The sequence below is a fragment of the Acinetobacter sp. WZC-1 genome (genome assembly GCF_052544965.1).
Genome location: NZ_CP199370.1, coordinates 2,387,263 through 2,411,924 on the forward strand (window position 1 = coordinate 2,387,263; position 24,662 = coordinate 2,411,924).

At 45.7% G+C, this 24,662-nt stretch carries 20 protein-coding genes, 2 tRNA genes and 3 rRNA genes; 11 read left to right on the forward strand and 14 right to left on the reverse strand.

Features of this window, described 5'->3' with window-relative positions; all coding sequences use genetic code 11:
- The first annotated feature begins 182 nt into the window (after positions 1–182).
- Positions 183–1,559 carry an anthranilate synthase component I family protein gene (locus tag ACT6PV_RS11045; RefSeq protein ID WP_445116403.1) on the forward strand — a complete coding sequence of 459 codons (1,377 nt, stop codon included), beginning with the start codon at positions 183–185 and terminating at the stop codon, positions 1,557–1,559.
- 7 nt (positions 1,560–1,566) lie between these two features.
- Here ACT6PV_RS11045 and hisC read toward each other — a convergent pair whose 3' ends face one another.
- Complete coding sequence (hisC, locus tag ACT6PV_RS11050; protein ID WP_445116404.1) at positions 1,567–2,655, reverse strand: histidinol-phosphate transaminase; 1,089 nt, start codon at positions 2,653–2,655, stop codon at positions 1,567–1,569.
- A gap of 65 nt (positions 2,656–2,720) precedes the next feature.
- Positions 2,721–4,010 carry a histidinol dehydrogenase gene (hisD, locus tag ACT6PV_RS11055; protein WP_445116405.1) on the reverse strand — a complete coding sequence of 430 codons (1,290 nt, stop codon included), beginning with the start codon at positions 4,008–4,010 and terminating at the stop codon, positions 2,721–2,723.
- 257 nt (positions 4,011–4,267) lie between these two features.
- Here hisD and ACT6PV_RS11060 point away from each other — a divergent pair, with 257 nt between their 5' ends.
- Both ACT6PV_RS11060 and ACT6PV_RS11065 read left to right on the forward strand, forming a co-directional pair.
- Positions 4,268–4,699, forward strand: coding sequence for a carboxymuconolactone decarboxylase family protein (locus ACT6PV_RS11060; RefSeq protein ID WP_445116406.1), 432 nt, complete (start codon positions 4,268–4,270; stop codon positions 4,697–4,699).
- A 5-nt stretch (positions 4,700–4,704) separates the two neighbouring features.
- Positions 4,705–5,577: a sigma-70 family RNA polymerase sigma factor gene (locus ACT6PV_RS11065; RefSeq protein WP_445116407.1), complete on the forward strand. Its 873-nt coding sequence runs from the start codon at positions 4,705–4,707 to the stop codon at positions 5,575–5,577.
- A gap of 41 nt (positions 5,578–5,618) precedes the next feature.
- On the opposite strand, the gene hisG is transcribed toward ACT6PV_RS11065, so the two are convergent.
- From hisG to ACT6PV_RS11090, 5 genes are all read right to left on the reverse strand, one after another.
- A complete protein-coding gene (hisG, locus tag ACT6PV_RS11070; RefSeq protein ID WP_445116408.1) occupies positions 5,619–6,308 on the reverse strand; it encodes an ATP phosphoribosyltransferase in 690 nt (229 codons plus the stop codon).
- Complete coding sequence (gene murA, locus ACT6PV_RS11075) at positions 6,305–7,567, reverse strand: UDP-N-acetylglucosamine 1-carboxyvinyltransferase (protein WP_445116409.1); 1,263 nt, start codon at positions 7,565–7,567, stop codon at positions 6,305–6,307. The genes hisG and murA overlap by 4 nt, the downstream gene beginning before the upstream one ends.
- 6 nt (positions 7,568–7,573) lie before the next feature.
- Positions 7,574–7,825: a BolA family iron metabolism protein IbaG gene (gene ibaG / locus ACT6PV_RS11080; RefSeq protein ID WP_445116410.1), complete on the reverse strand. Its 252-nt coding sequence runs from the start codon at positions 7,823–7,825 to the stop codon at positions 7,574–7,576.
- Positions 7,826–7,968: 143 nt separating this feature from the next.
- Complete coding sequence (hpf, locus tag ACT6PV_RS11085) at positions 7,969–8,301, reverse strand: ribosome hibernation-promoting factor, HPF/YfiA family (protein WP_445116411.1); 333 nt, start codon at positions 8,299–8,301, stop codon at positions 7,969–7,971.
- Positions 8,302–8,484: 183 nt separating this feature from the next.
- Positions 8,485–9,936, reverse strand: a complete 1,452-nt coding sequence (locus ACT6PV_RS11090; RefSeq protein WP_445116412.1) for an RNA polymerase factor sigma-54 — start codon at positions 9,934–9,936, stop codon at positions 8,485–8,487.
- 493 nt (positions 9,937–10,429) lie between these two features.
- On the opposite strand from ACT6PV_RS11090, the gene ACT6PV_RS11095 reads away from it, so the two are divergent.
- From ACT6PV_RS11095 to ACT6PV_RS11115, 5 genes are all read left to right on the forward strand, one after another.
- Positions 10,430–11,320, forward strand: coding sequence for an amino acid ABC transporter substrate-binding protein (locus ACT6PV_RS11095; RefSeq protein WP_445116413.1), 891 nt, complete (start codon positions 10,430–10,432; stop codon positions 11,318–11,320).
- Between the two features lie 97 nt (positions 11,321–11,417).
- The gene (locus ACT6PV_RS11100; protein WP_445116414.1) at positions 11,418–12,260 is read left to right on the forward strand and encodes an amino acid ABC transporter permease; all 843 of its coding nucleotides are present in this window, start codon (positions 11,418–11,420) and stop codon (positions 12,258–12,260) included.
- Positions 12,261–12,262: 2 nt separating this feature from the next.
- The gene (locus tag ACT6PV_RS11105) at positions 12,263–12,940 is read left to right on the forward strand and encodes an amino acid ABC transporter permease (protein WP_445116415.1); all 678 of its coding nucleotides are present in this window, start codon (positions 12,263–12,265) and stop codon (positions 12,938–12,940) included.
- 13 nt (positions 12,941–12,953) lie between these two features.
- Entirely contained in the window at positions 12,954–13,697 is a 744-nt protein-coding gene (locus ACT6PV_RS11110; protein WP_445116416.1) for an amino acid ABC transporter ATP-binding protein, read from the forward strand.
- Between the two features lie 311 nt (positions 13,698–14,008).
- The gene (locus ACT6PV_RS11115) at positions 14,009–14,722 is read left to right on the forward strand and encodes a DMT family transporter (protein WP_445117100.1); all 714 of its coding nucleotides are present in this window, start codon (positions 14,009–14,011) and stop codon (positions 14,720–14,722) included.
- Here ACT6PV_RS11115 and ACT6PV_RS11120 read toward each other — a convergent pair.
- Together ACT6PV_RS11120 and ACT6PV_RS11125 are read right to left on the reverse strand one after the other, a co-directional pair.
- Positions 14,709–15,239 (reverse strand): IS630 family transposase, encoded by a 531-nt coding sequence (locus tag ACT6PV_RS11120; RefSeq protein WP_445116990.1) that lies wholly within the window; start codon positions 15,237–15,239, stop codon positions 14,709–14,711. The genes ACT6PV_RS11115 and ACT6PV_RS11120 overlap by 14 nt on opposite strands.
- Positions 15,236–15,613 carry a helix-turn-helix domain-containing protein gene (locus ACT6PV_RS11125; protein WP_445116417.1) on the reverse strand — a complete coding sequence of 126 codons (378 nt, stop codon included), beginning with the start codon at positions 15,611–15,613 and terminating at the stop codon, positions 15,236–15,238. Before ACT6PV_RS11125 ends, ACT6PV_RS11120 begins: the two co-directional genes overlap by 4 nt.
- On the opposite strand from ACT6PV_RS11125, the gene ACT6PV_RS11130 reads away from it, so the two are divergent.
- On the forward strand, positions 15,573–15,896 hold the full coding sequence (locus ACT6PV_RS11130; protein ID WP_445116418.1) for a DMT family transporter: 324 nt from the start codon (positions 15,573–15,575) through the stop codon (positions 15,894–15,896). The genes ACT6PV_RS11125 and ACT6PV_RS11130 overlap by 41 nt on opposite strands.
- A gap of 627 nt (positions 15,897–16,523) precedes the next feature.
- Here ACT6PV_RS11130 and rrf read toward each other — a convergent pair.
- The 5 genes from rrf to ACT6PV_RS11155 form a co-directional block, all read right to left on the reverse strand.
- Positions 16,524–16,638: ribosomal RNA gene (gene rrf, locus ACT6PV_RS11135) — 5S ribosomal RNA — on the reverse strand.
- Between the two features lie 175 nt (positions 16,639–16,813).
- Positions 16,814–19,705: ribosomal RNA gene (locus ACT6PV_RS11140) — 23S ribosomal RNA — on the reverse strand.
- 466 nt (positions 19,706–20,171) lie between these two features.
- Positions 20,172–20,247 (reverse strand) — tRNA-Ala (locus tag ACT6PV_RS11145).
- Between the two features lie 48 nt (positions 20,248–20,295).
- A tRNA-Ile gene (locus ACT6PV_RS11150) sits at positions 20,296–20,372 on the reverse strand.
- Positions 20,373–20,433: 61 nt separating this feature from the next.
- Positions 20,434–21,972, reverse strand: a 16S ribosomal RNA gene (locus ACT6PV_RS11155).
- Together the 16S, 23S and 5S rRNA genes with 2 tRNA genes alongside form the textbook arrangement of a ribosomal RNA operon.
- A 585-nt stretch (positions 21,973–22,557) precedes the next feature.
- On the opposite strand from ACT6PV_RS11155, the gene ACT6PV_RS11160 reads away from it, so the two are divergent.
- A complete protein-coding gene (locus ACT6PV_RS11160; protein WP_445116419.1) occupies positions 22,558–23,475 on the forward strand; it encodes an MlaA family lipoprotein in 918 nt (305 codons plus the stop codon).
- Positions 23,476–23,609: 134 nt separating this feature from the next.
- Positions 23,610–24,578 (forward strand): RsbU family protein phosphatase GigA, encoded by a 969-nt coding sequence (gene gigA, locus ACT6PV_RS11165; protein ID WP_445116420.1) that lies wholly within the window; start codon positions 23,610–23,612, stop codon positions 24,576–24,578.
- The last annotated feature ends 84 nt before the right edge of the window (positions 24,579–24,662 follow it).

The following is a 24,662-nucleotide window of genomic DNA, read 5'->3' on the forward strand; positions in this document are numbered from 1 at the left end:
TTTTCTACAACAGTAACCTCAATCCTTGAGTAGTCCGTTTTGCCCTTTTAAATTAACCGTATGTTATTTTTTGTTCAACTGCTATTGATCAAAAAAACTATTTAACCGACAGACGGTATCCGCATGCCATCTTATCTACAGTTTTATTGTAAAATAGCGTAAATTCAGCATTGTGGCCCATCATGTCCAGTGATTCATTCCTAAAAAGACATCCATTACATATCGGATCTGACATTGCCGATATCCTGAAACGGCTGAACCGCCTGCCTGGATGTATTTATCTGAAAAATAATGATATGCCGGTCATTGGACTATTACCCTCAGCTTTTCTGATACATAGCGGACAACACACCCGGCAATATCACCGGATCAGTGATCCGCATACCAGAAAATTTCAATACCGACAAAGCGTCCACACCCTGTCCATTCCTGAATTTGTTCAGTTTGCTGCCCCTGATGACAGAACAGCAGCCAACTGCCGGACAATTGATTTTAAAGGTGGATATCTTGGTTTTTTTGACTATGACTTTGCAGCAGCACAACAGATTGATAACCATCACCGCATGCAGCCAGGCTTTTTCCTGGGACGCTACAGCACGTTCCTGAAATATGAAAATGATCAATGGATATTGTACGCCGATGAACAGAGTTTCAGCCAGATACTGCAACAGGTGACTGAACTGCTGTTATCCGAAGCTGCGCCATCCACGCCCACGCCATTTAAATTACACACTGCCTGTCAGCCATTATGGTCCAGATCACAATACAGTCAGGCCTTTGAACAGGTGCAGGACTATATCCGGGCCGGAGATTGTTATCAGGTCAATCTGACTCAGGAGTTTACTGCAACTGTTGAAGGTACACTGCTGGACACTGCCGATCAGATGTGGCAACTGACACAGGCACCCTATGCAGGTTATTTCGCTTTCGATGATTTCGAATTACTCAGTTGCTCACCGGAATTGTTCATCAATTTTTATTCGGATCGGCACATCGTGACCAGGCCGATTAAGGGCACCACGCCACGTTATGACAATCCGATCCTGGATGAACAATCCAGGCAGATGCTGGCGCATTCCGCCAAGGATCAGGCAGAGAATGTCATGATTGTGGATTTACTGCGCAATGACCTGAGTGTGCATGCTGAAACCGGCTCGGTCAAAACCCCGGGCTTATTTGAAATTAAAAGTTTTAACCAGGTGCATCATATGGTCAGTGAAATCACTGCAACCCTAAAGCAGGATGTCCATCCTGTAGAGATGCTGATGGACGCGCTGCCTGGTGGTTCGATCACCGGCGCTCCCAAAATCCGGGCCATGCAGATTATCGAGGAACTGGAGGCCGCACCACGGGGTGCCTATTGCGGTTCTATGGGCTTTTTTAACTTTGATGGCAGCGGATCATGGAATATTTTAATCCGTACCATTCAAAAACAACAGGACCAGCTGTCATTATGGGCCGGTAGTGGAATTACCGTTGCTTCCGATTGTGATGCCGAATATCAGGAATGTTTTGATAAAGTCTCAGCCATGCTGGATTTAATCAACACATGGCACTAAACCCCGGTTAAACCGCAATCTGCTGTTTCAGGGTATCCACCAATCGCTGATTCTGCACATCAGTCCCAATGGTGATCCGCAGGAACTGGTCAATCCTCGGCTGGTTAAAATGACGGACAATAATGCCGGACTCACGCAATTGTTTCGCCAGCTCGCCTGCATCACGGCCAGGCAATGATGCGAAAATAAAATTGGCATGTGAAGGCAACACCTTAAACCCCAGTGCCCTTAAGTCTGCCACCAGTTGTTCACGACTGTGTATCACTTTCTGACACTGCGCTGCAAAATAGGCCTGGTCCTCAAATGACGCCACCGCTGCGGCAATGGCAAAACGGTCAATCGGATATGAGTTGAAACTGTTTTTCACAGCCTCCAATGCGGCAATCAAATGTGGTTGTGCAATGGCAAATCCAACACGCAGTCCGGCAAGCGAACGGGATTTTGAGGTGGTCTGACACACCACCAGATTTTCATACTGACGCACCAGGGTAACAGCGGATGCTGCACCAAAATCCACATAGGCTTCATCAATCACCACAACGGAATCCGGATTTGCCTGCAACAGACTTTCAATGGCATCCAACCCCAATGCAATGCTGGTGGGTGCGTTCGGATTGGCAATAATAATACCGCCATTGGGTTGCTGATAATCCGCCACCACAATTTCAAAGTCATCATTCAATGCCACTTTACGGGTCTGAACTGCAAAGAACTGGCTGTATACCGGATAAAAACTATAACTGATGTCCGGACAGAGTATGGGATGTTCCTGAATAAAAAATGCCTTAAAAATATGCGCCAGCACTTCATCTGAACCATTGCCGACAAAGACCTGGCCGATATCAACATGTTGCTGAACAGCAATTGCCTGCTTTAAAGCAGTTGCATCCGGGTCTGGATATAGACGTAAAGCATCTGCATGATCCACTAAAACAGCCTGGACTGCTTCCACCACTTTTGGCGATGGCGGATATGGATTCTCGTTCGTATTCAATTTGAGTACGTTCTGAATTCTGGGTTGCTCGCCTGGCACATAAGGCTCTAATTCACGAACTTCCGGACTCCAAAAACGCATTTGTTCTGTTGTAAACGTCATTGTTCCACCCTCATATATCTCAAAAAAAGGGGCTCTTATCAGCCCCCATCCATGCTTCGAATCGGTTATTGATAACGGTAACGTGCTGAGCGCGCATGGGCATCAAGGTTTTCCTGTACAGCAAGTGCATCGGCTGCTTTGGCCAGTGTTCTAACACCTTCCTGCGAACACATAATCAGGCTCGAGCGTTTCTGGAAGTCATAAACACCGAGTGGCGATGAAAAACGTGCTGTGCCAGAAGTCGGTAAAACATGGTTTGGACCTGCACAATAATCGCCGATCGCTTCAGGGGTATAACGCCCCATAAAGATCGCACCCGCATGACGAATATCCTGACTCATCAATTCCGCATCATCGAGACATAATTCCAAATGCTCAGGTGCAACCTGATTAATCAGTTCAACGGCTTCTGCACGATCTTTAACCAACACCAATGCACCGCGATTCTGAATTGAAGTCCTGGCAATTTCCGCTTTTGGTAACTCAGTTAAATGTTTTTCAATCGCAGCATCGACTGCATTTAACAATGCTTCATCAGGGGTAATAAAAATGGCCTGTGCGACAGTATCATGCTCTGCCTGAGACAATACATCCATCGCCAGCCATTCAGCATTATTTTCACCCTCGGCATAGACCAGAATTTCCGAAGGCCCCGCAATCATATCAATACCGACCTGACCAAAAACAGCTCTTTTTGCTGCGGCAACAAAACGGTTGCCTGGTCCTGTGATTTTATCGACAGCTGGGATGGTTTGTGTACCATAAGCCAATGCCGCAACGGCCTGTGCACCACCGATGGTAAATACCCGGCTCACCCCTGCTAAATATGCAGCAGCCAGTACCAATGGATTCAATTCACCATCCGGTGCTGGAAACACCATGATGATTTCAGATACACCCGCTACATGTGCAGGCAAAGCATTCATAAGTACAGATGATGGATAAGATGCTAATCCACCAGGCACATAAATTCCGACACGATCAAGCGGAGTTATTTTTTGGCCCAGGGTATTACCCAGCTCATCCACATACGTCCATCCCTCTTGCTTTTGCGCCTGATGGAAAGAACGAATACGTTTTGCTGCCAGCTCCAGCGCCTGACGAATTTCAGTACTTAAACCGTCAAATGCAGTTTTCAGCTGTTCCTGGGTTAGCTCTAAGTCAGAGAATTGATGCGCTGGATGTCGATCGAACTGCTGCGTTAATTTAAGTACATGATCATCACCATGCTGACGAACATCAGCAATGATCTGGTCTACAGTTTGTACTAATTGAGGATCATTCACAGTTTCAAATGCCAGAAGTTCAGCAAAAGCCTGTTTAAAGTTTTGATCCTGAGTCGATAAACGTCGCATCAATTTACCCACAAGACGAATAAGAGAGCGCTAAGTTTACTCCTTTTCGCCAGGCTTGTGGATGGAATATAGGCGAAAAAACCCATCAAAAAGACTCAGCTTTCCGATCAAGGCATATTTCTTAATTTACAGCGGTCAGTAAAATTATTTAACAAACAAAAACAATTGGTTGAAACTTATATTCATATTTTATGTCACAAACCTCAGAGCCGATTCGTCAATTTAACGTCCATATTAATTCAGATGAGGAATAGAACATGTCGACTCACAACATCGATCCGAAAAAACATTTACCACAGTCAATTAATTACCTCTATCAGGTTCATCAAAATATTCTCGACCTGGCACTGATTGACCGCTCTCTTTACCACCTTGTTCTATTACGCGCCTCACAAATCAATGGCTGTGCTTTTTGCGTGAAGATGCATATTGCCGAAGCGCCGGCGGATGGTGAAATACAATCACGCCTGGATCGTCTGGTGGTATGGCGACATTGCAATGATTATACTGAGCAGGAAAAAGCGGCTTTTGCCTGGGTTGAGGCGCTTACCACTTTACATGCACTCACTGATTATGAACCGTTACGTATAACGCTGTTAAAATATTACAGTGAGCAACAGATTTCAGCTTTAACTTTACTGACCGGCATGATTAATCTATGGAATCGGATTGCAATTTCACAGCATTAACATCAATGAAAACGGGAACAGTTTTGACTGAACAGGACTTCAGGATATTTCAGGCGAGTCGAACATTTTTGTTTGGTCTCGCTTATCGGTTGTTAGGTTCAACAAGTGATGCCGAAGATGTCTTACAGGATATTTTTATAAAATGGCAGCAGCAACCTAAACAAGATATTACCAATCCTCAAGCCTGGCTGACCTCTGTATGTACACGCCACTGTATTGATCTACTCCGCTCGCATCATAGATCCAGAACTGAATATACTGGAACATGGTTACCTGAACCCTATCACCATACAGAAACGTTCTCGATAGAGTCGGACTATACACTCTCTACTGCCTTTCTTTTAGTTCTTGAGAAGCTTTCCGTCAAAGAGCGAGCAGCGTATTTATTACATGATATCTTTAATCTTGACTATGCTGAGATTTCCGGGATTCTTCAAGAACAGCAAAGTAATTGTCGACAATTAGTGACCCGTAGCAGAAAACGCATCTCAGATGAACCCAATATACTTTCGACCCATCCAACTGATCAGCAAATCCTCTTATTGAATGCCTTCAAAGCGGCTATTCATTCACACAATCTGGATCAATTGAAACAACTACTCAGTGACGATATTCAGTTTGCAGCAGATGGTGGTGGAAAAGTATCTGCGATTCGGGAACCTTTGAATGATCTCCCAGCTATTTTACGTTTCTTCCAACGCTTACTCTTTCAGGCATGGACTGAATTATCCTGGGAAATGTGTCATATCAATGGCGGTGCCGGTTTCAAATTATATAACTCAAACCATTGTTGTGTCATGGTACTTACTTTCGCTTTCAATAATCAGCAACAGCTGAAAAATATCTATGCTTTACGTAACCCAGAAAAACTCAAATAAAAAGGCCAACCGAAGCCGACCTTTTAGATCCATCCTAAAACTTAGTTTTGACGTGCTTTAACAGCTTGCTCAAGTTGCATCAAAATTGGATTTAAAACCACTTGTTTACGCTTAAAGCTGGCCTTGTTTACAATTAAACGTGAAGAAACCTTGCAGATTTCTTCTAATGGCTCTAAACCATTGGCACGCAAGGTATTCCCTGTATCCACCACATCAACAATGTAATCACCCAAACCAACCAATGGCGCAAGCTCCATTGACCCGTAAAGCTTAATCACATCAACTTGCTCACCTAAGCTCGCATAATATTGACGAGTTAAATTGACGTATTTAGTCGCAATTTTTAAACGACCCTTTGGACGGAGCATACCGACCTTGCCGGCGGTCATCAGCCTGCAGTTGGCAATTTTTAAATCAAGCGGTTCATATACATGCTGTGCACCGTGTTCCATCAGCACGTCCTTACCGGCTACGCCCAGATCAGCAGCACCATTTTCCACATAGGTCGGCACATCAGAGGCACGTAAAATCAGAATCCGGACCTGTCGGTGTGTGGTCGGAAAAATTAATTTACGGGACTTATCGGGATCTTCAAGCAGCTGAATACCCGCTGTCTCCAGCAAAGGTAAAGTTTCCCTTAAAATACGTCCCTTGCTTAATGCCAGAGTCAATCCATGATCAAAATTACCCATGACATCAAAATTTGGATCATTGTTACGCATATCATTCATGAATTAACCACCCGCTTAATCTGAGCCCCCAGCGCCTGTAGTTTTTCCTCAACATTTTCATAACCACGGTCAATATGATAGATCCGGTCAATCAATGTTTCACCTTCCGCCGCAAGTGCAGCCAGCACCAGCGAAAAAGACGCCCGCAAATCGGTTGCCATAACCGGTGCCGCAGAAAGTTTTTCCACACCGGTCACCACGGCATCATTGCCTTCCACCTGAATATTCGCCCCCATACGTGACAATTCAGGGACATGCATAAATCGATTTTCAAAAATCGTTTCAGAAATGGTGGCAAAGCCACGACCGATGACATTCACCGCCATGACCTGCGCCTGCATATCTGTCGGAAACTCAGGATGTGGCAAGGTCCGGAAACTGACGGCTTTTGGACGCTTGCCCATCATATCCAGTTCAATCCAGTCTTCACCACGGGTCACTTCCGCACCCATTTCCTCAAACTTATCCAATACTGATTCCAGCAAATTCGGATCTGTATGAGTGGTTTTAATCCTGCCTCCGGTAATTGCCGCTGCGGCCAGATATGAACCTGTTTCAATACGGTCAGCAACCACTGCATACTCACAGCCATGCAGGCTTTCCACACCGGTCACCACCAGCGTGTCGGTATCCAGGCCTTCAATTTTTGCCCCCATCCTGATCAGCATTTTCGCAAGATCGGTAATCTCCGGTTCGCGTGCTGCATTACGAATGGTGGTCACTCCCTCTGCCAGTACCGCAGCAGTCAGAATATTTTCAGTCCCCCCGACGGTCACCATGTCAAAAATGACTTCGCCGCCTTTCAAACGACCGTCAACACTGGCATGGACATAACCGGCTTCAACTTCAATATGTACCCCCAGCGCTTCCAGCGCTTTTAAATGCTGGTCGACAGGACGTGAGCCGATGGCACAGCCACCCGGCAGGGAAACTTTTGCACTGCCATAACGCGCCACCAATGGCCCCAGGACCAGAATGGAAGCGCGCATGGTTTTAACCAGCTCATAGGGCGCAAACTGATTGTCCAGGGTCGCAGTATCAGCAACAACCGTATCCCCTTCATAACTGATTTTGATCCCCAGACCGGCAATCAGCTTTACCAGGGTGTTGACATCCTTAAGGTTTGGAACATTGGTCAGGGTAATCGGAGAGTCCGCCAGAATCATGGCTGCAAGTAAAGGCAGTGCAGCATTCTTGGCGCCGGAGATACGCACTTCACCTTCAAGTTTCACACCACCGTTGATTAAAAATTTATCCATTAACGCTCAAGCTCCAAACAGACTAGCCTGACGCCACTCTTCCTTTGTCATTGCGCGAATGGTCACAGCATGCACTTCACCACTTGCAATATACGGATTCAATGGCGCATATACAGCCTGCTGACGAGCCACGGTTCTTTTCCCGTCAAACTGGTCATCCACAATACGGAGGTCAAATTTACCGGCTTGTCCACTCACAGCAACTTCAGCATCAGGAAAAGCCGCCTTTAATATCTCGGTTAGCTGTTCACTATTCATTACATCGACCTCATTATGGGACTGACAGTGTAAAAATTGGCTATTTTACTATAACTCATGAGAATAATTCATCAGCCGGTACAAATTTTATGAATAAAAAAAGAGGTATATTTCAACCTCTCTTTTAAGCAGCACTGTAAAATTTAAATTGCAATCGGCTGATAATCCAGCTGCATTTTACGATGCCGATTCAATTGTTTTTTCAGTTTTTCAGTCAGCTTAGTGATTGAAGTATACATATCATCTGCCGAGGCCTGAGCAAACAGCTCAACACCCGGCAAACGTAAAATTGCTTCTGCAATGTGGTTGGCACTGCCTTTTTTCGATCGCCGGTCCTGCTGATGATCCTTGCTCAGTTTCACCTGCAGACTGTTCACCTGATCCAGGTGCCGGGTCATCTGGCTGAACTTACAACGAATATTATCCTCAATTGCCGGGGTAATGCTTAAATGATGTCCACGAATTGTAATTTGCATAATTATATCCCTCTCCTTTTTCAGGATGTGACCAATCATAGCTGAAACAATGTCATGACAGATCCCTTTTCGGGAAATTCTGCTTTTACAGCATCATGCAATCATTTCAGCCACTCCAAATAAACAAAAAAGAGATTCATTATTTCGTCATAATGAACCCCTAGAATAGTCACACTTTAAAATTCAGATCAAGACTTTTCTATCAGAAGATGATGGAATATGTAACGATTCACGATATTTCGCAACGGTCCGCCGGGCCACATCAATGCCACCTTCCTTCAGCATACTGGCAATAATATTATCGGACAGAGGCTTACGCGGATTTTCATCGGCAATCAGTTTTTTAATCTTGGCACGGATTGCTGTGGAAGACGCTTCTCCACCGGTCGTGGTTCCCACATGACTGGAAAAAAAATATTTCAGCTCAAACAAGCCGCGCGGGGTCAGCAGAAATTTACTGGTGGTCACCCTGGAAACAGTGGATTCATGCAGTTCAACTTCTTCGGCGACTTCCCGCAGGACCAGCGGTTTCATACCTTCAGCACCAATTTCCAGAAACTCCCGCTGATGCCTGACAATACAGCTTGCCACTTTCAACAGGGTTTTATGGCGCTCGTCGACACTCTTGATAAAATTCCTGGCTTCCAGCATCTGATTCCGCAGATACTGATTATCCTCACTGCGATCAGCCCGGCGGATCATTCCGGAATAAAACGAATTAATCCGCAGCTTAGGCACCACATCCGGATTCAACTGAACATGCCAGGTGTCATTCTTTTTAAAAACCACTACATCCGGCACCTGATAATCTGACTCTTTATCTTCAAATTCAAGCCCGGGATAAGGCTTCAATGTCCTGAGCAACTCCACTGCAGATTTCAGCTGATCTGCATTCAGCCCGGTCTGTTTGATCAATCGGTTCAGATCATTGGAAATCAGTAATTCATAATCATGGAGCAACAACATGGCTTCCCTGCGAAACACAGTAGTAACAGGCAGAGAGTCAACCTGAATGTACAGACATTCCGCCAGACTGCGTGCACCCACCCCAACCGGTTCCAGTCGCTGAATATGCTTGAGCACCACCAGCACTTCATCTTTTTCCACATCAATTTCATAATCCATCTGATTTAACAGATGCTGTACCGATTCAATAATTTCCTCAATTTCAGCCTCCAGATAACCCTTGTCATCCAGCGCATCGACAATGCAATAGGCAATCAGCTTATCCACAGGTGAAAAATGCAGCAGGTTGACCTGTTGCAACATGTGTTCCTTTAATGAAGTCTGTCCCTGGCGGTTATCTTCGCGTTCTTCAAAACCAGGACGTTCCATGGCAGTGGACTGATGCGTATACACATCATCCCAGTCTGTATCGACCGGGAGTTCATCCGGCAAATGATCGGCATTCAGCGATTCCGATAATTCCTGTTCCTGCTGATCCTGTTGTATGCTGTCCAGACTTTCAGGCGCATTTTCATCCTCCACTTTTTCAAGCAGTGGATTACTGTCCAGCTGAACCTGTATTTCCTGTTCAAGCTCCAGACTCGACAACTGCAACAATCGAATGGCTTGTTGCAGTTGCGGTGTGAGCGACAACGAATTTGCAACTTTCAGACCAACCGATAACTTCATAAACAGAACCTTCCCTCAAGGCGGATATTTACAAGCAAAATTTATGCCTATTCAGGCTTTATATAGCATAGCCAATCAAATTTTTACAGTAAAAACTCAAGAAATTATGTGCTGTTGCCATTTCCCCTACAGAACCAGTCACACTGATCCCATGACATGGCTGCATATTTTTAACCCGGAAAATGCTGAAAAATCACACTGTATTTCAAAAAGATATAACCACAAAAGTGCTCACTCCACACCAATCCTGCCAGTAAAAGCAGTACTGTCCAGCCCATACCACAGCAGAAGCACAACCGGAGCTTATCTGAATTAATTATTTTTTATTCTTTACTTATACAAAGCGAAAGTATAAAAATAAATGAGGAAACCATGAAGGATCATCCTCTTTTGAATGAGACATGGAGCCCACACAATTAGACAGAGCAGAATTCAATCCAGGAAACTGATCATTTATTAATAATAGTAAAACGGAGACTTCATGATGAAGACGATGTCTACAAAAACATTGACAATGTGCCTTGGAATTTTAATGGCGGGTGGTGCATTTTCACAGGTTCAGGCAGCAGATACCCTTGCAAAGATTAAACAGACCGGTAAAGTCACCATTGGTTATCGTGAGTCTTCAGATCCGATTTCATATGTCTCAGGTGGTAAGCCTATGGGATATGCCATTGACATCTGTAACAATTTTGCCAATGAGCTGAAAAAATCCCTGAAAATGCCAGACCTTAAGGTGCAGTATAAGGCTGTGACTTCATCCACCCGCATCCCTGAAATGCTGGCCGGGAATATTGACATGGAATGTGGCACTACCACCAACTCCATCCCACGTCAGCAACAGGTGTCTTTTTCAACCAACTACTATGCCACTGAAGTCCGTATGGCAGTCAAAGCCAGCTCACCAATTAAATCCATTGCGGATCTGAACGGTAAGGCTGTGGTGACCACCCAGGGAACCACCTCAGACAAATACATCAAAATGAATGAGAAAGGTCAGAAAGTGAATGTCAACAACGTTTACGGTAAAGACCATTCTGACTCATTTGCAATGGTGACTTCCGGCCGTGCTGCGGCATTCGTTATGGATGACAATATTCTCGCCGGCCTGATTGCCAAATCATCCGACCCTAAAGCCTATAAAATCGTTGGTCCCGTCCTGTCATCTGAACCATACGGTATCATGCTTCCAAAAGGTGATGTAGCCTACAAGGCAATTGCCGATCGTGTCGTCACCACCATGTGGAACAATGGACAGATGGCAACCCTGTATAAAAAATGGTTCCAGTCAGCCATTCCACCTAAAAATGTCAATCTGAATATGCCAATGAGCACTTCATATCTGAAACTGAAAGCCAAACCAACAGATGCCGGCATTAACTGATCGTGCATACTGAGTAAAACCACTGCTTATGGACCGGGACATGACCATGTTCCGGTCCATAAAACATTTAAAAATGATAAAAATATAAGGAGCACGCATGTCAACAGGCTCACTGAACTGGACAGCATTTTGCCTCCCTTCCAATGAATACAGCCTGGACAAGGCCGCCTGGGCGGAATCAATCTGCCATGCAATTGGGGGGGAAAGCTATTCCCCTGTAGCAGATGCGCCCACCTGGCTGCAATTACTGGCGTCCGGTGTGTGGACCATGGTCTGGACAGCCATTGCAGCTTTTGCCGTTGCATTCATTCTGGGGTCACTGATCGGCATTATCCGCACCATGCCCAATAAACCACTGGCGTTTATTGGCACCTGCTATGTTGAGCTGTTTCGCAATATCCCGCTAATCGTACAGTTATTCTTCTGGGCATTTGTGTTTCCCGAGTTATTACCACTCAGTATGAGTACCGGCAGTGGTGAAATGGTTCATGGCGGCTGGTGGCAGAACATCCTGAATGACAACCCTGCCATTATTGGTGTTTTTGCACTGGGCCTCTATACCGCAGCCCGAATTGCCGAGCAGGTCCGCGCCGGGATCAATACCGTTTCCACCGGACAGAAAAATGCAGCCTATGCCATTGGCCTGACCCAGAACCAGAGCTATCGCTACGTTATTCTGCCTGTGGCTTATCGTATTGTATGGCCAACGCTGACTTCTGAAGCAATGAATGTATTTAAAAATTCGGCTGTTCTGTTTGCACTGAGCATCCTGAATTTCTTTGCATACACCAAAACCATGCGTGAAGAAACCTCACAGGATATTGTTATTCTGGTCCTCTCCACACCAGTTTATCTGATCATCACTTACTGTATTAAATACCTCATGGCCTGGATCGAAAAACGCATGTCCGTGCCCGGACTGGGCTCGGGAGATAGATAATCATGGATTTCAGCATATTACAAAATCACGATGTTGTCTCAGCACTGTTGGCCGGATTCAAATTTACGATTACGGTTACGGTTTTATCCATCATTGGCGGGATTCTCATTGGCACACCACTGGCCATGATGCGACTCTCAGGCAATAAAGCCGCAAGCAGTTTTGCCAAATTCTATGTGGATTTCTTCCGCGGCGTTCCCCTGATACAGGTCATTTTCATTTTTTACTTCTTATTGCCCAAGTTTTTTGAATTCCAGTCCAGTACCTACTACGGCCCCCTGTTTTCCAGTGTGGTGACCTTTGCGATTTTTGAAGCGGCCTTTTTCTCGGAAATCGTTCGCTCAGGCATCCAGTCTGTCTCCAGGGGACAGGTCAATGCAGGTTATGCACTGGGGTTGAGCTATGGCCAGACCATGTCCAGTGTGGTCTTACCCCAGGCATTCCGAAACATGCTGCCGGTACTACTGACACAATCCATTGTGCTATTTCAGGACGTTTCCCTGGTCTATGTCATCAGCGCACCCGACTTCCTGGGGAATGCAAACACCCTGGCCAACACCTATGGTTCAGAAACAAAAGCGACCTTCTATCTGATTGTTGCTGTCATTTATTTCTGTATTTCCTTTGCACTTTCACGCCTGGTGAAACGTTTGCATCAAAAAATAGCAATAATACGATAATTGGAGAATCGATATGCCGATGATAGAAATACAACATATCTCAAAATGGTATGGAGATTTTCAGGTGTTAACTGACTGCACCACATCCATTGAAAAAGGCGAAGTGGTTGTGGTCTGTGGCCCTTCCGGTTCAGGAAAATCCACACTCATCAAAACCGTGAATGCTCTTGAGCCTTTTCAGAAAGGCAATATTATTGTCGATGGCACTTCACTGGAAGATTCCACAACCAACCTGGCAAAATTCCGTGCACGTGTAGGCATGGTATTCCAGCATTTTGAACTGTTCCCCCATATGACAGTGCTGGACAATTTAACCCTTGGGCAGCTCAAGGTGTTGAATCGATCAAAAGACGAAGCCCGGAAAAAAGCATTGCAATACCTGGATCGTGTCGGCTTATCGGCACATAAGGACAAATTCCCGGGACAGCTTTCAGGCGGTCAGCAACAACGCGTGGCCATTGCCAGAGGGTTATGTATGGACCCGGTCTGCATGCTGTTTGATGAACCCACCTCTGCACTTGACCCTGAAATGGTCGGAGAAGTACTGGAAGTAATGAGCACCCTGGCCAGAGAAGGCATGACCATGATGTGTGTCACCCATGAAATGGGCTTTGCCCGCAAGGTCTCCAACCGGGTAATTTTCATGGACCAGGGCAAAATCCTGGAGGACTGTGCAACTGATGATTTCTTTAATAAGCCTGAAGAACGGCATGAAAGGACAAAACACTTCCTGGAAAAAATTTCGATGGTACATTAGTCAGGCTTTTTACATCAGCATAATATAAAACCATGATTTCAAGTAAGCTGTATAAATTTTAACCCAAAAATAGATTGGATCAATCATCGGGTTAATTATTTATGCAGCAATACAGATATTAACCATCTCTTTACCTTTTTAAATACGATCACAATAATACATTGAACATATCGGAACAAATGTCAGGTATGAATCTTAAACCGGGAATAAAGCCAGTATGAATGAGTGAGTTTTCGCATTTTTTCAAATAAACGAATATATTCCAATCATCCAGTTATTAAATCAAGAACTTCATCAGCTATTCAAAACTTATTGTAGTTGCTGCCATATGGGGCGGAACTTTTATTGCAGGCAGGTTAGTTGATCCCGGCATATCCCCCTTGTTTTCTTCTTTTATCCGATTTTTTATCGCTTCAATTTCATTATCACTGTTAATCATCATAATGGGTAAAAGTCTGATCATCAAAATAAAAGCATCGGACCTGCTGTGGCTGACTTTATTGGGTATTTTTGGAATTGTGATTTATAACATCTGCTTTTTTAAAGGTCTGAACCTGATTCCAGCCTCCAGTGCATCACTCATTGTCGCAATGAACCCAGCCGTCATTGCCCTACTCTCCTTCCTCTTTCTGAAAGAGAGCCTTAATGGCTATAAAATACTGGGGATTTTATGTTGTATTTTGGGATGTTATATCGTCATCAGCTCAAAAGATCCCTCCGCTGTCCATATGAATAATCATTTTATCGGAGAACTATGGATTTTTGGAGGGGTTTTAAGCTGGGGGATCTATACAGTATTTTCAAAAAAAGTTGTGCCTGTCATAGGTTCAATCCATGCCGTATACTACTCAGCCATTATTGGAACGATTATTCTGCTTCTACTCAACCTTTCCAATCCCACTCAAATACAATCTGACCTGGCAATCCTGGACCACCAGTCATTATCCATGTTGTTATTTCTGGGCTCCATTGGTTCAGCGCTCGCTTATATAGCCACATGCAAATTAAGAGCTACATTTCTTTAAATCCGATATCCAGAGCCTCACAGATGGAAATATTCTGCTGACTCACAATATTTCTGACTTTCCTTTTCAGTACAGACCATGCCTGTTCAATCGGATTTAAATCAGGGCTATATGCCGGAAGATAGGCGATCCGTACATTATACGTTTCAGCAAGCTGTTCTATTTCCCGGCCTTTATGAATGGATGCATTGTCCAGGATCAAAAGATACCCTGACCCGGGTAAATTCCGAAATAAATAATCAAGCCACCCTGTAAATAAATGTCTGTCACATGAACCCTGAAAAACCAGGGGTGACAAAAAGCTGTAGGGTGCATTCGATCTCACGGCACTGATCATGCTCATTCTTTTTCCATGACCGCCTGACTTTAAATCCTGACAGCGTTTTCCTTTAATGGACCATCCATATTCTGCTGTGTCAGTTGTATTGATTCCTGATTCATCGATATACAGAATATTTTCCCTGCCATATTCCTGTTCCCACTGAGGAAGAATCCACTGAAATACAGTTCTGCTTATTTGACAGGCCTGCCTGTAGAGGAAACTCTTTTTTTATGCGTCCATCCCAGCTTATGAAGTGTTGCCAGTATGACATCATAGGAAACTGCATATCCGAACTGGTTTTTAAAAAGTGGAACCAGGTCTTTTGCCTGTGAGAACTTTGTATTTTCAACAAATACTTTGAAAGCAGGCAGATCCTTAATGGTTGAAGGTCTGCCGACATTGACAAGTTTAGGCTGAGCCAGCTGTCCTGTCTGCTGTTCAAGCAGAATCCAGTCATCCAGTGTTGTCCGGGCGATATTGAAAGTTGTGCAGGTATTCGATTTATGACCACTCTTTCGGTAGAATTCCATGACTTTCCGGCGTAAATCTTCTGAATATATCTTTGGCATATGGATAAGCAATTTAAAGGACTTTACCCATTGTAGCTCAAAAAATGCATTTTGCTATACGTTATATTATTCTGCAATAGATAAAATTGGCGCTTCATCCGCTGGAGTATTTGTATCTTTAGTCCCTGTTTTTGGTGTTTTCTTCGGTTGGTTATTACTCAAGGAAACAATAAGCCATTCCATGATCCTGGGTGGAGGTGTGGTAATTCTGGGCGTATTTATTTGCAATCAATCCAGAAAGATACAGCAGATTAATCAACATAACATTAAGTTAAAAGAGTGAGCTTATGAGCCTGAAAAGCTTACATCCATCACTCTGGGCCTTCGTGAGGGCAAAGAGTTGCAGTTACTATAGTCAACCTGTCAAAAAACTCATACACATGAATATAATTTCTCTTGATTAATATTTTCAATTAAATCAATTGTATGAGGAAACGAGTTGTTTGATGATAAAAAAGCTTTCATTGCCACATTTTGCTTTGAAAGTTTGAATAAGTTTGCGTAGGCGCTGCCTCACTTTTCCCAGGGGATGCCAAACCTTGCGCTGCAAAAACAAAGCTGTGCTTTGTTTTTGCTCATGTTGGGCGAGGGGTAGCGTCCTGAGCAACTATAAAGCACTGCTTTGAAGGCAGCGCAAGTCCGCCAACGGCGACATCCATGTCGCCCCACGGTAGAACGAGCATCTATGATTCAAAAGTACAAGAAACTCATTGATAACCAATAATTTCTAAAAGTTCATAAAAAAATATATGTTTCATTTATAATCAATAGTTTGAATCAAATCACATGTATGAGTAATTAGATGGTTTGACTATATCGTCCATCACCTGCCATTTCTTATACTCTTTTTACTCTCTTTTCACATAAAAAACACCCCGATCTGGTTAGAGATCGGGGTGTTGAAATAATGAGCTGGCGATGACTTACTCTCACATGGGTAACCCCACACTACCATCAGCGCTAAGAGGTTTCACTTCTGAGTTCGGGATGGGATCAGGTGGTTCACTCTCGCTATGGTCGCCAGCACAACTGTTATGGATACTCACTGCGGTCTTATTTAAATGCCACAGCTTTCAGCCAAAAGAGTATTAACAGAATATCTGAGTTGAATATTGTATCCGGCTTTTTAACTGAATCAATTAACTTTGATCCTTTTCATGAAATCAATCAATGCCTCATAAACAACCGCTTGGGTGTTGTATGGTCAAGCCTCACGATCAATTAGTACTGGTCAGCTTCACACGTCACCGTGCTTCCACATCCAGCCTATCAACGTCCTGGTCTCGAACGGATCTTTAGTGAACATAAAGTTCAAGGGAAATCTTATCTTGAGGTGGGCTTCCCGCTTAGATGCTTTCAGCGGTTATCCCTTCCGAACATAGCTACCCGGCGATGCGACGGGCGTCACAACCGGTACACCAGGGGTTCGTCCACTCCGGTCCTCTCGTACTGAGAGCAGATCCTCTCAAATTTCCAGCGCCCACGGTAGATAGGGACCGAACTGTCTCACGACGTTCTAAACCCAGCTCGCGTACCTCTTTAAATGGCGAACAGCCATACCCTTGGGACCTGCTTCAGCCCCAGGATGAGATGAGCCGACATCGAGGTGCCAAACACCGCCGTCGATATGAACTCTTGGGCGGTATCAGCCTGTTATCCCCAGAGTACCTTTTATCCGTTGAGCGATGGCCCTTCCATTCAGAACCACCGGATCACTAAGACCTACTTTCGTACCTGCTCGACTTGTGGGTCTCGCAGTCAAGCGCGCTTTTGCCTTTATACTCTACGCGTGATTTCCGACCACGCTGAGCGCACCTTCGTACTCCTCCGTTACTCTTTAGGAGGAGACCGCCCCAGTCAAACTACCCACCAGACACGGTCCTCGTCCCGGATAACGGGACAGAGTTAGAACCTCAACATTACCAGGGTGGTATTTCAAGGATGGCTCCAGTCAGACTGGCGTCCAATCTTCATAGCCTCCCACCTATCCTGCACAGGTAAGGTCAAAGTTCAGTGTCAAGCTGCAGTAAAGGTTCACGGGGTCTTTCCGTCTAGCCGCGGGTACACTGCATCTTCACAGCGATTTCGATTTCACTGAGCCTCTGCTGGAGACAGCGCCGCCATCATTATGCCATTCGTGCAGGTCGGAACTTACCCGACAAGGAATTTCGCTACCTTAGGACCGTTATAGTTACGGCCGCCGTTTACTGGGGCTTCGATCAGGAGCTTCGCTTGCGCTGACCCCATCAATTAACCTTCCAGCACCGGGCAGGCATCACACCCTATACGTCCACTTTCGTGTTTGCAGAGTGCTATGTTTTTAATAAACAGTTGCAGCGGCCTGGTTTCTGTGGCTGCCAACAGCTCAGGGAGCAAGTCCCGTCACCGTCAGCAGCGTACCTTCTCCCGAAGTTACGGTACCATTTTGCCTAGTTCCTTCAGCAGAGTTCTCTCAAGCGCTTTGGTCTACTCGACCTGACCACCTGTGTCGGTTTCGGGTACGATTCCTGTGTAACTGAAGCTTAGAGACTTTTCCTGGAAGCAGGGTATCAGCCACTTCGTAAGTAAAACTTACTTGATGTCAGCTCTCAGCATAAAGCACCCCGGATTTGCCTGGGATACATGCCTACAACCTTTCACCTGGACTACCATCGCCAGGCTGACCTAACCTTCTCCGTCCTCTCATCGCATTACACAGAAGTACTGGAATATTCACCAGTTTCCCATCGACTACGCCTCTCGGCCTCGCCTTAGGGGTCGACTCACCCAGCCCCGATTAACGTTGGACTGGAACCCTTGGTCTTTCAGCGAACGGGTTTTTCACCCGTTTTATCGTTACTCACGTCAGCATTCGCACTTCTGATACCTCCAGCATGCTTCTCAACACACCTTCATCAGCTTACAGAACGCTCCCCTACCACTTGACCATAAGTCAAATCCGCAGCTTCGGCACATGGTTTTAGCCCCGTTACATCTTCCGCGCAGGCCGACTCGACCAGTGAGCTATTACGCTTTCTTTAAAGGATGGCTGCTTCTAAGCCAACCTCCTGGCTGTCTGTGCCTTCCCACATCGTTTCCCACTTAACCATGATTTTGGGGCCTTAGCTGGCGGTCTGGATTGTTGTCCTCTTGACTGCGGACGTTAGCACCCGCAGTCTGTCTCCCGGATAGTACTCACAGGTATTCGGAGTTTGCATCGGTTTGGTAAGTCGGGATGACCCCCTAGCCGAAACAGTGCTCTACCCCCTGTGGTATTCGTCCGAGGCGCTACCTAAATAGCTTTCGGGGAGAACCAGCTATCACCAGGCTTGATTAGCCTTTCACCCCTATCCACAAGTCATCCCCTGGCTTTTCAACGACAGTGGGTTCGGCCCTCCAGTCAGTGTTACCTGACCTTCAGCCTGCTCATGGATAGATCGCCTGGTTTCGGGTCTATACCCAGCAACTATGCGCCCTATTAAGACTCGGTTTCCCTACGGCTCCCCTAGACGGTTAACCTTGCTACTGAATATAAGTCGCTGACCCATTATACAAAAGGTACGCAGTCACCGAACAAGTCGGCTCCCACTGCTTGTATGCATGCGGTTTCAGGATCTGTTTCACTCCCCTCACAGGGGTTCTTTTCGCCTTTCCCTCACGGTACTGGTTCACTATCGGTCAGTCAGGAGTATTTAGCCTTGGAAGATGGTCCCCCCATGTTCAGACAGGGTTTCTCGTGCCCCGCCCTACTCGTCTTCATCATGCATGCCCTTTCGTGTACGGGACTATCACCCTCTGTGGTTGCTCTTCCCAGAGCATTCCGCTAGAACATGCATCACTTTATGGGCTGTTCCCCGTTCGCTCGCCGCTACTCAGGGAATCTCAATTGATTTCTTTTCCTGGGGGTACTGAGATGTTTCACTTCCCCCCGTTCGCCTCGCATGACTATGTATTCATCATGCGATACCTACCTTATGGTAAGTGGGTTTCCCCATTCAGATATCTCCGGATCAAAGGATATTTGCCGCCTCCCCGGAGCTTTTCGCAGGCTGTCACGTCTTTCTTCGCCTCTGACTGCCAAGGCATCCACCACATGCACTTAATTACTTGACCATACAACCCCAAACAGTCGTCAACACCTACAAGTGAGTGTTGTCCGTGCGATTATTCATCGCTACTATTTGTGGCCTGTGAATTCAATCACTGTACAGCTTCAATCAATTTCATATACCAAAACGCTTGATTCAGTTTGTTCGCTAGTGCTCATTCCATTCAGCATCAACAGTTCTCTGTTAAAACTTCATAAAATAAGCCAAACAATTATTTCAACTCAAATATATGCTGTTAATGATTCACTACCGCCTCGTCAGCAGGTAGGTATCCGTGATGAATCACAGAAGTTAATAAACTGAATGTTCATTAAATTCCATAATCAATCCTGTCTTTCAAATGGGTGCCTGCGCGAAGCACAGCTTCCTGCAATATTTTTCTTTCACTGTCATGTAAAATCAAATACTACGCGCAGCATAGCTGCTTGTCTTGCGTTTCGGCAAAGCGTTGCTTTGCTGATCCGAAACTCTGGTGGAGACTAGGAGAGTCGAACTCCTGACCTCCTGCGTGCAAAGCAGGCGCTCTACCAACTAAGCTAAGTCCCCGACTTATCAATAAGTCAATGTGTCTGATTTTCCGTACTGCGTCAGTAGTGGTGGGTCTGACAAGACTTGAACTTGTGACCCCACGCTTATCAAGCGTGTGCTCTAACCAACTGAGCTACAGACCCTCAGATACATCGTCATGAAGAACAACCTGTTGTGAATTCTCACCAATCGTCAATCTTTCGTTAAGGAGGTGATCCAGCCGCAGGTTCCCCTACGGCTACCTTGTTACGACTTCACCCCAGTCATCGGCCACACCGTGGTAACCGCCCTCTTTGCAGTTAGGCTAGCTACTTCTGGTGCAACAAACTCCCATGGTGTGACGGGCGGTGTGTACAAGGCCCGGGAACGTATTCACCGCGGCATTCTGATCCGCGATTACTAGCGATTCCGACTTCATGGAGTCGAGTTGCAGACTCCAATCCGGACTACGATCGGCTTTTTGAGATTGGCATCACATCGCTGTGTAGCAACCCTTTGTACCGACCATTGTAGCACGTGTGTAGCCCTGGCCGTAAGGGCCATGATGACTTGACGTCGTCCCCGCCTTCCTCCAGTTTGTCACTGGCAGTATCCTTAAAGTTCCCATCCGAAATGCTGGCAAGTAAGGAAAAGGGTTGCGCTCGTTGCGGGACTTAACCCAACATCTCACGACACGAGCTGACGACAGCCATGCAGCACCTGTATCTAAATTCCCGAAGGCACTCCCGTATCTCTACGGGATTCTTAGTATGTCAAGGCCAGGTAAGGTTCTTCGCGTTGCATCGAATTAAACCACATGCTCCACCGCTTGTGCGGGCCCCCGTCAATTCATTTGAGTTTTAGTCTTGCGACCGTACTCCCCAGGCGGTCTACTTATCGCGTTAGCTGCGCCACCAAAGCCTCAAAGGCCCCAACGGCTAGTAGACATCGTTTACGGCATGGACTACCAGGGTATCTAATCCTGTTTGCTCCCCATGCTTTCGTACCTCAGCGTCAGTATCAGGCCAGATGGCTGCCTTCGCCATCGGTATTCCTCCAGATCTCTACGCATTTCACCGCTACACCTGGAATTCTACCATCCTCTCCCATACTCAAGCCGACCAGTATCGTATGCAATTCCCAGGTTGAGCCCGGGGATTTCACATCCGACTTAATCAGCCGCCTACGTACGCTTTACGCCCAGTAAATCCGATTAACGCTCGCACCCTCTGTATTACCGCGGCTGCTGGCACAGAGTTAGCCGGTGCTTATTCTGCGGGTAACGTCCACTCTCATCAGCTATTAACCAATGCAGTCTCCTCCCCGCTTAAAGTGCTTTACAACCATAAGGCCTTCTTCACACACGCGGCATGGCTGGATCAGGGTTCCCCCCATTGTCCAATATTCCCCACTGCTGCCTCCCGTAGGAGTCTGGGCCGTGTCTCAGTCCCAGTGTGGCGGATCATCCTCTCAGACCCGCTACGGATCGTCGCCTTGGTAGGCCTTTACCCCACCAACCAGCTAATCCGGCTTAGGCTCATCTGTTAGCGAATGGTCACAAGTGATCCCATCCTTTCCCCCTTGGGGCGTATGCGGTATTAGCGTCCCTTTCGAAACGTTGTCCCCCACTAACAGGCAGATTCCTAAGTTGTACTCACCCGTCCGCCGCTGGGTCAGTTGCCGAAGCAACATCCCCCGCTCGACTTGCATGTGTTAAGCCTGCCGCCAGCGTTCAATCTGAGCCATGATCAAACTCTTCAGTTAAAATCATTTTGCACCTTAATTTAAAGACAAGGTGCCAATTCCGGCTCATCAATTACTGACAAATTCTCTCAAATAAACTTCGAGTAATTTAAACCAATCAATCAATGATAATATTTCGATCAATCAATCAGTGAAAATCCACACAAGTTGTTCTTCATAAGCTCTTAATGATCAACCCAATGCCTCAGCAGCATCAGGACAGGTCGGCTATATTACTCGCTATCTGCAGAAAGTCAATATATGCTGTCATCTTTTTATCTGTTCAATCTTCAGCAGGTTCAGCACATAAAATTCCTTCAGGAATCCCAATAACCAAATCAAGCATCTGATTTATAAGATGTTTTATACAATGACACCAACTCAGGATTCGCATTATAGGCCAATATCCCCAACTCGCAACTCTTTTTTTTAACACCGCATACCAAACGCTGTTTTTTTCGGCGTATATTATGGTTGTTCACATATTTTCATCAAAATTGCCTGAATAACACTTAGACTTTAACAGCTGATAGAATAAACTCTGATCTATTCCTTTGCTATAATTTCAGGCAACCCCCTTTTTTTGTATAATTTCAGGACTTTATTATGCATCGATTTACTTTATTATGGGCAAGCATGCTTATTCCTGTTTTTACATCTCAAGTTTTTGCTCAGGACTTATCGACAGCAGAAACCAGTTCCGAGGCTCAGACAACAATACAACCCATCGGTGAAAATGATTCTCAGCAATCTGCCAGACATCCCCGCCTGAAAGCCCTGACAGACCTCAAAAATATTAAAGTCAATGACCTGAAGGTCAATGCCAATGCAGCACAGTCCGATAGCATTAAAGATCCATTACAACCCCTGAACCGTGAAATTTATGTGTTCAACGATAAGCTGGATCAATATGTTGCCCGCCCACTGGCTGTTCAATATGTAAAAAAAGTGCCGACCGAAGTTCGTGGTTCTTACCGTTCTTTCAAAAAAAATCTGATGGAACCCTGGAATGCCGTCAACCAGGTGATACAGGGCCGTTTTAGTCGTGCAGCCAAAACTCTGGGGCGTTTTACGGTAAATACCGTTACTTCACTGGGACTGGCAGACCCGGCCGGACGACTGGGCATGACACCGGAAGAGGAGAATTTTGGTACAACCCTGGGCTATTACGGGGTGCCGTCCGGTCCCTATCTGATGTTGCCGATTCTGGGTCCAAGTACTTTCCGTGACGGCTTTGGCTTGCTTGTAGACAGCCAGGCCCGGCCACAGAAATACATTCTGGATGATCAGAATGGTTTGTATTGGTCTGAACAGTTATGGCGTGGTGTAGATGCCCGTGCACAACTGCTGGATGTGGAAGATGTGCTTCAGGGAGACAGATATTCCGCCATCCGTGACATTTATCTGCAACGGAAAAATTTCCAGATTGCCGAGAAAAAAGGCAAGGGTGCTGAGGCAATTTCATTTGTTGATGATGACGAAGATGACAGCACTGAGGGTACACCTACCGGCTCCGGTCAGTAATTTTCACATATTTTGTTAAACTTAATTGCCAGCAAATTGCAGTCATTTGCTGGCAAAATCCTGTGATCTATAGTACATCTACTATTCATATCTTGCCTTGATAATCAATCACTCAGGAATCACTGATCAACTTTATGTATTTCATTCAGCCCACCCGTGACATCCCGAATTCAGATCAGATACTGAATGCACTTCCAGGCCTGCAAATGATTCATATCGAAAATATCCATCTTTATGATCCAACCATTATTGTAATTGCGGATGTTCATGATTATTTGCAGCATCAATGGCATTTGCCCACCGTGGTCATTGCTGGTGAAAATGAGGGGGCTGCACTCTCCCAGGCATGGGAATCAGGTGCGCTTGCCGGCTGGATATGGGATCACCTTCCAGACCATCCTGAGCATGCACTTTCCAGGATTGATGCACAATATAAACGTAATCAGGACAGTCGTGACTTGCCTACCGCGGCGGCACTGCAAAAAAAATTACTGCCCAATCCGGTGGAATTACAGAATTATCAGGTTGAAGCCTTATTTAAACCGTCCGCTTATTTGTCCGGAGACTGGTACGATTACTGGAAAATCAGTGATCAGGAAGTACTTTTTTACCTGGCCGATGTTTCCGGCCACGGTGTGGCAAGCTCCTTGCTGACTTCATGGATGGCTGCTTTCCATGGCCGTGCAAAAACAGTCCGTGAACTGATTACAAAGCTGAATGGCATGCTGGTTCAGGAAAATATTGAAAAACACATTACCATGATTGCCGGTGTCCTGAATCTGGAAACGCATGTTTTAACATGGTCCAGCGCCGGTCATTATCCTCCGCCCATCATTCTTGAGCCCAGTCAGCCCCCCAGGATACTGAACACCAGCAGTTTTCCACTGGGCCTGACTGAAAATCTGGAAGTTGAAGAGTATGAATGTTCCCTGACCCACCAGGCCCGGTTCATCATTTGTTCAGATGGTGCACTTGAACCCTTTGATGGCGGTCTGAATGAACAATTTTCACAACTGGTTTTTCACCTGCAAAATCAGTCCTTCCAGACACCGGATCATGTGCCGGATGATATCGCCATTCTCAGTTTAAGAAGAATGAATTAATTTTATAATCAAAAGCATACCTCAACACCGATGATTCTATTGTTACTGGATACTTGAGAATCATGTTCGGCTATGGGATAATTT

Bases quoted from the DNA above. Each gene is read 5' to 3' on its own strand.
- ACT6PV_RS11100 (WP_445116414.1), top strand. From the start codon at position 11,418: ATGTCAACAGGCTCACTGAACTGGACAGCATTTTGCCTCCCTTCCAAT.
- ibaG (WP_445116410.1), bottom strand. From the start codon at position 7,825: ATGAATAGTGAACAGCTAACCGAGATATTAAAGGCGGCTTTTCCTGAT.
- gigA (WP_445116420.1), top strand. From the start codon at position 23,610: ATGTATTTCATTCAGCCCACCCGTGACATCCCGAATTCAGATCAGATA.
- ACT6PV_RS11105 (WP_445116415.1), top strand. From the start codon at position 12,263: ATGGATTTCAGCATATTACAAAATCACGATGTTGTCTCAGCACTGTTG.
- ACT6PV_RS11160 (WP_445116419.1), top strand. From the start codon at position 22,558: ATGCATCGATTTACTTTATTATGGGCAAGCATGCTTATTCCTGTTTTT.
- ACT6PV_RS11045 (WP_445116403.1), top strand. From the start codon at position 183: ATGTCCAGTGATTCATTCCTAAAAAGACATCCATTACATATCGGATCT.
- ACT6PV_RS11090 (WP_445116412.1), bottom strand. From the start codon at position 9,936: ATGAAGTTATCGGTTGGTCTGAAAGTTGCAAATTCGTTGTCGCTCACA.
- hisD (WP_445116405.1), bottom strand. From the start codon at position 4,010: ATGCGACGTTTATCGACTCAGGATCAAAACTTTAAACAGGCTTTTGCT.
- hisG (WP_445116408.1), bottom strand. From the start codon at position 6,308: ATGAATGATATGCGTAACAATGATCCAAATTTTGATGTCATGGGTAAT.
- murA (WP_445116409.1), bottom strand. From the start codon at position 7,567: ATGGATAAATTTTTAATCAACGGTGGTGTGAAACTTGAAGGTGAAGTG.
- ACT6PV_RS11095 (WP_445116413.1), top strand. From the start codon at position 10,430: ATGTCTACAAAAACATTGACAATGTGCCTTGGAATTTTAATGGCGGGT.
- hpf (WP_445116411.1), bottom strand. From the start codon at position 8,301: ATGCAAATTACAATTCGTGGACATCATTTAAGCATTACCCCGGCAATT.
- ACT6PV_RS11130 (WP_445116418.1), top strand. From the start codon at position 15,573: ATGACTTTCCGGCGTAAATCTTCTGAATATATCTTTGGCATATGGATA.
- ACT6PV_RS11110 (WP_445116416.1), top strand. From the start codon at position 12,954: ATGCCGATGATAGAAATACAACATATCTCAAAATGGTATGGAGATTTT.
- ACT6PV_RS11065 (WP_445116407.1), top strand. From the start codon at position 4,705: ATGAAAACGGGAACAGTTTTGACTGAACAGGACTTCAGGATATTTCAG.
- ACT6PV_RS11060 (WP_445116406.1), top strand. From the start codon at position 4,268: ATGTCGACTCACAACATCGATCCGAAAAAACATTTACCACAGTCAATT.
- ACT6PV_RS11125 (WP_445116417.1), bottom strand. From the start codon at position 15,613: ATGCCAAAGATATATTCAGAAGATTTACGCCGGAAAGTCATGGAATTC.
- hisC (WP_445116404.1), bottom strand. From the start codon at position 2,655: ATGACGTTTACAACAGAACAAATGCGTTTTTGGAGTCCGGAAGTTCGT.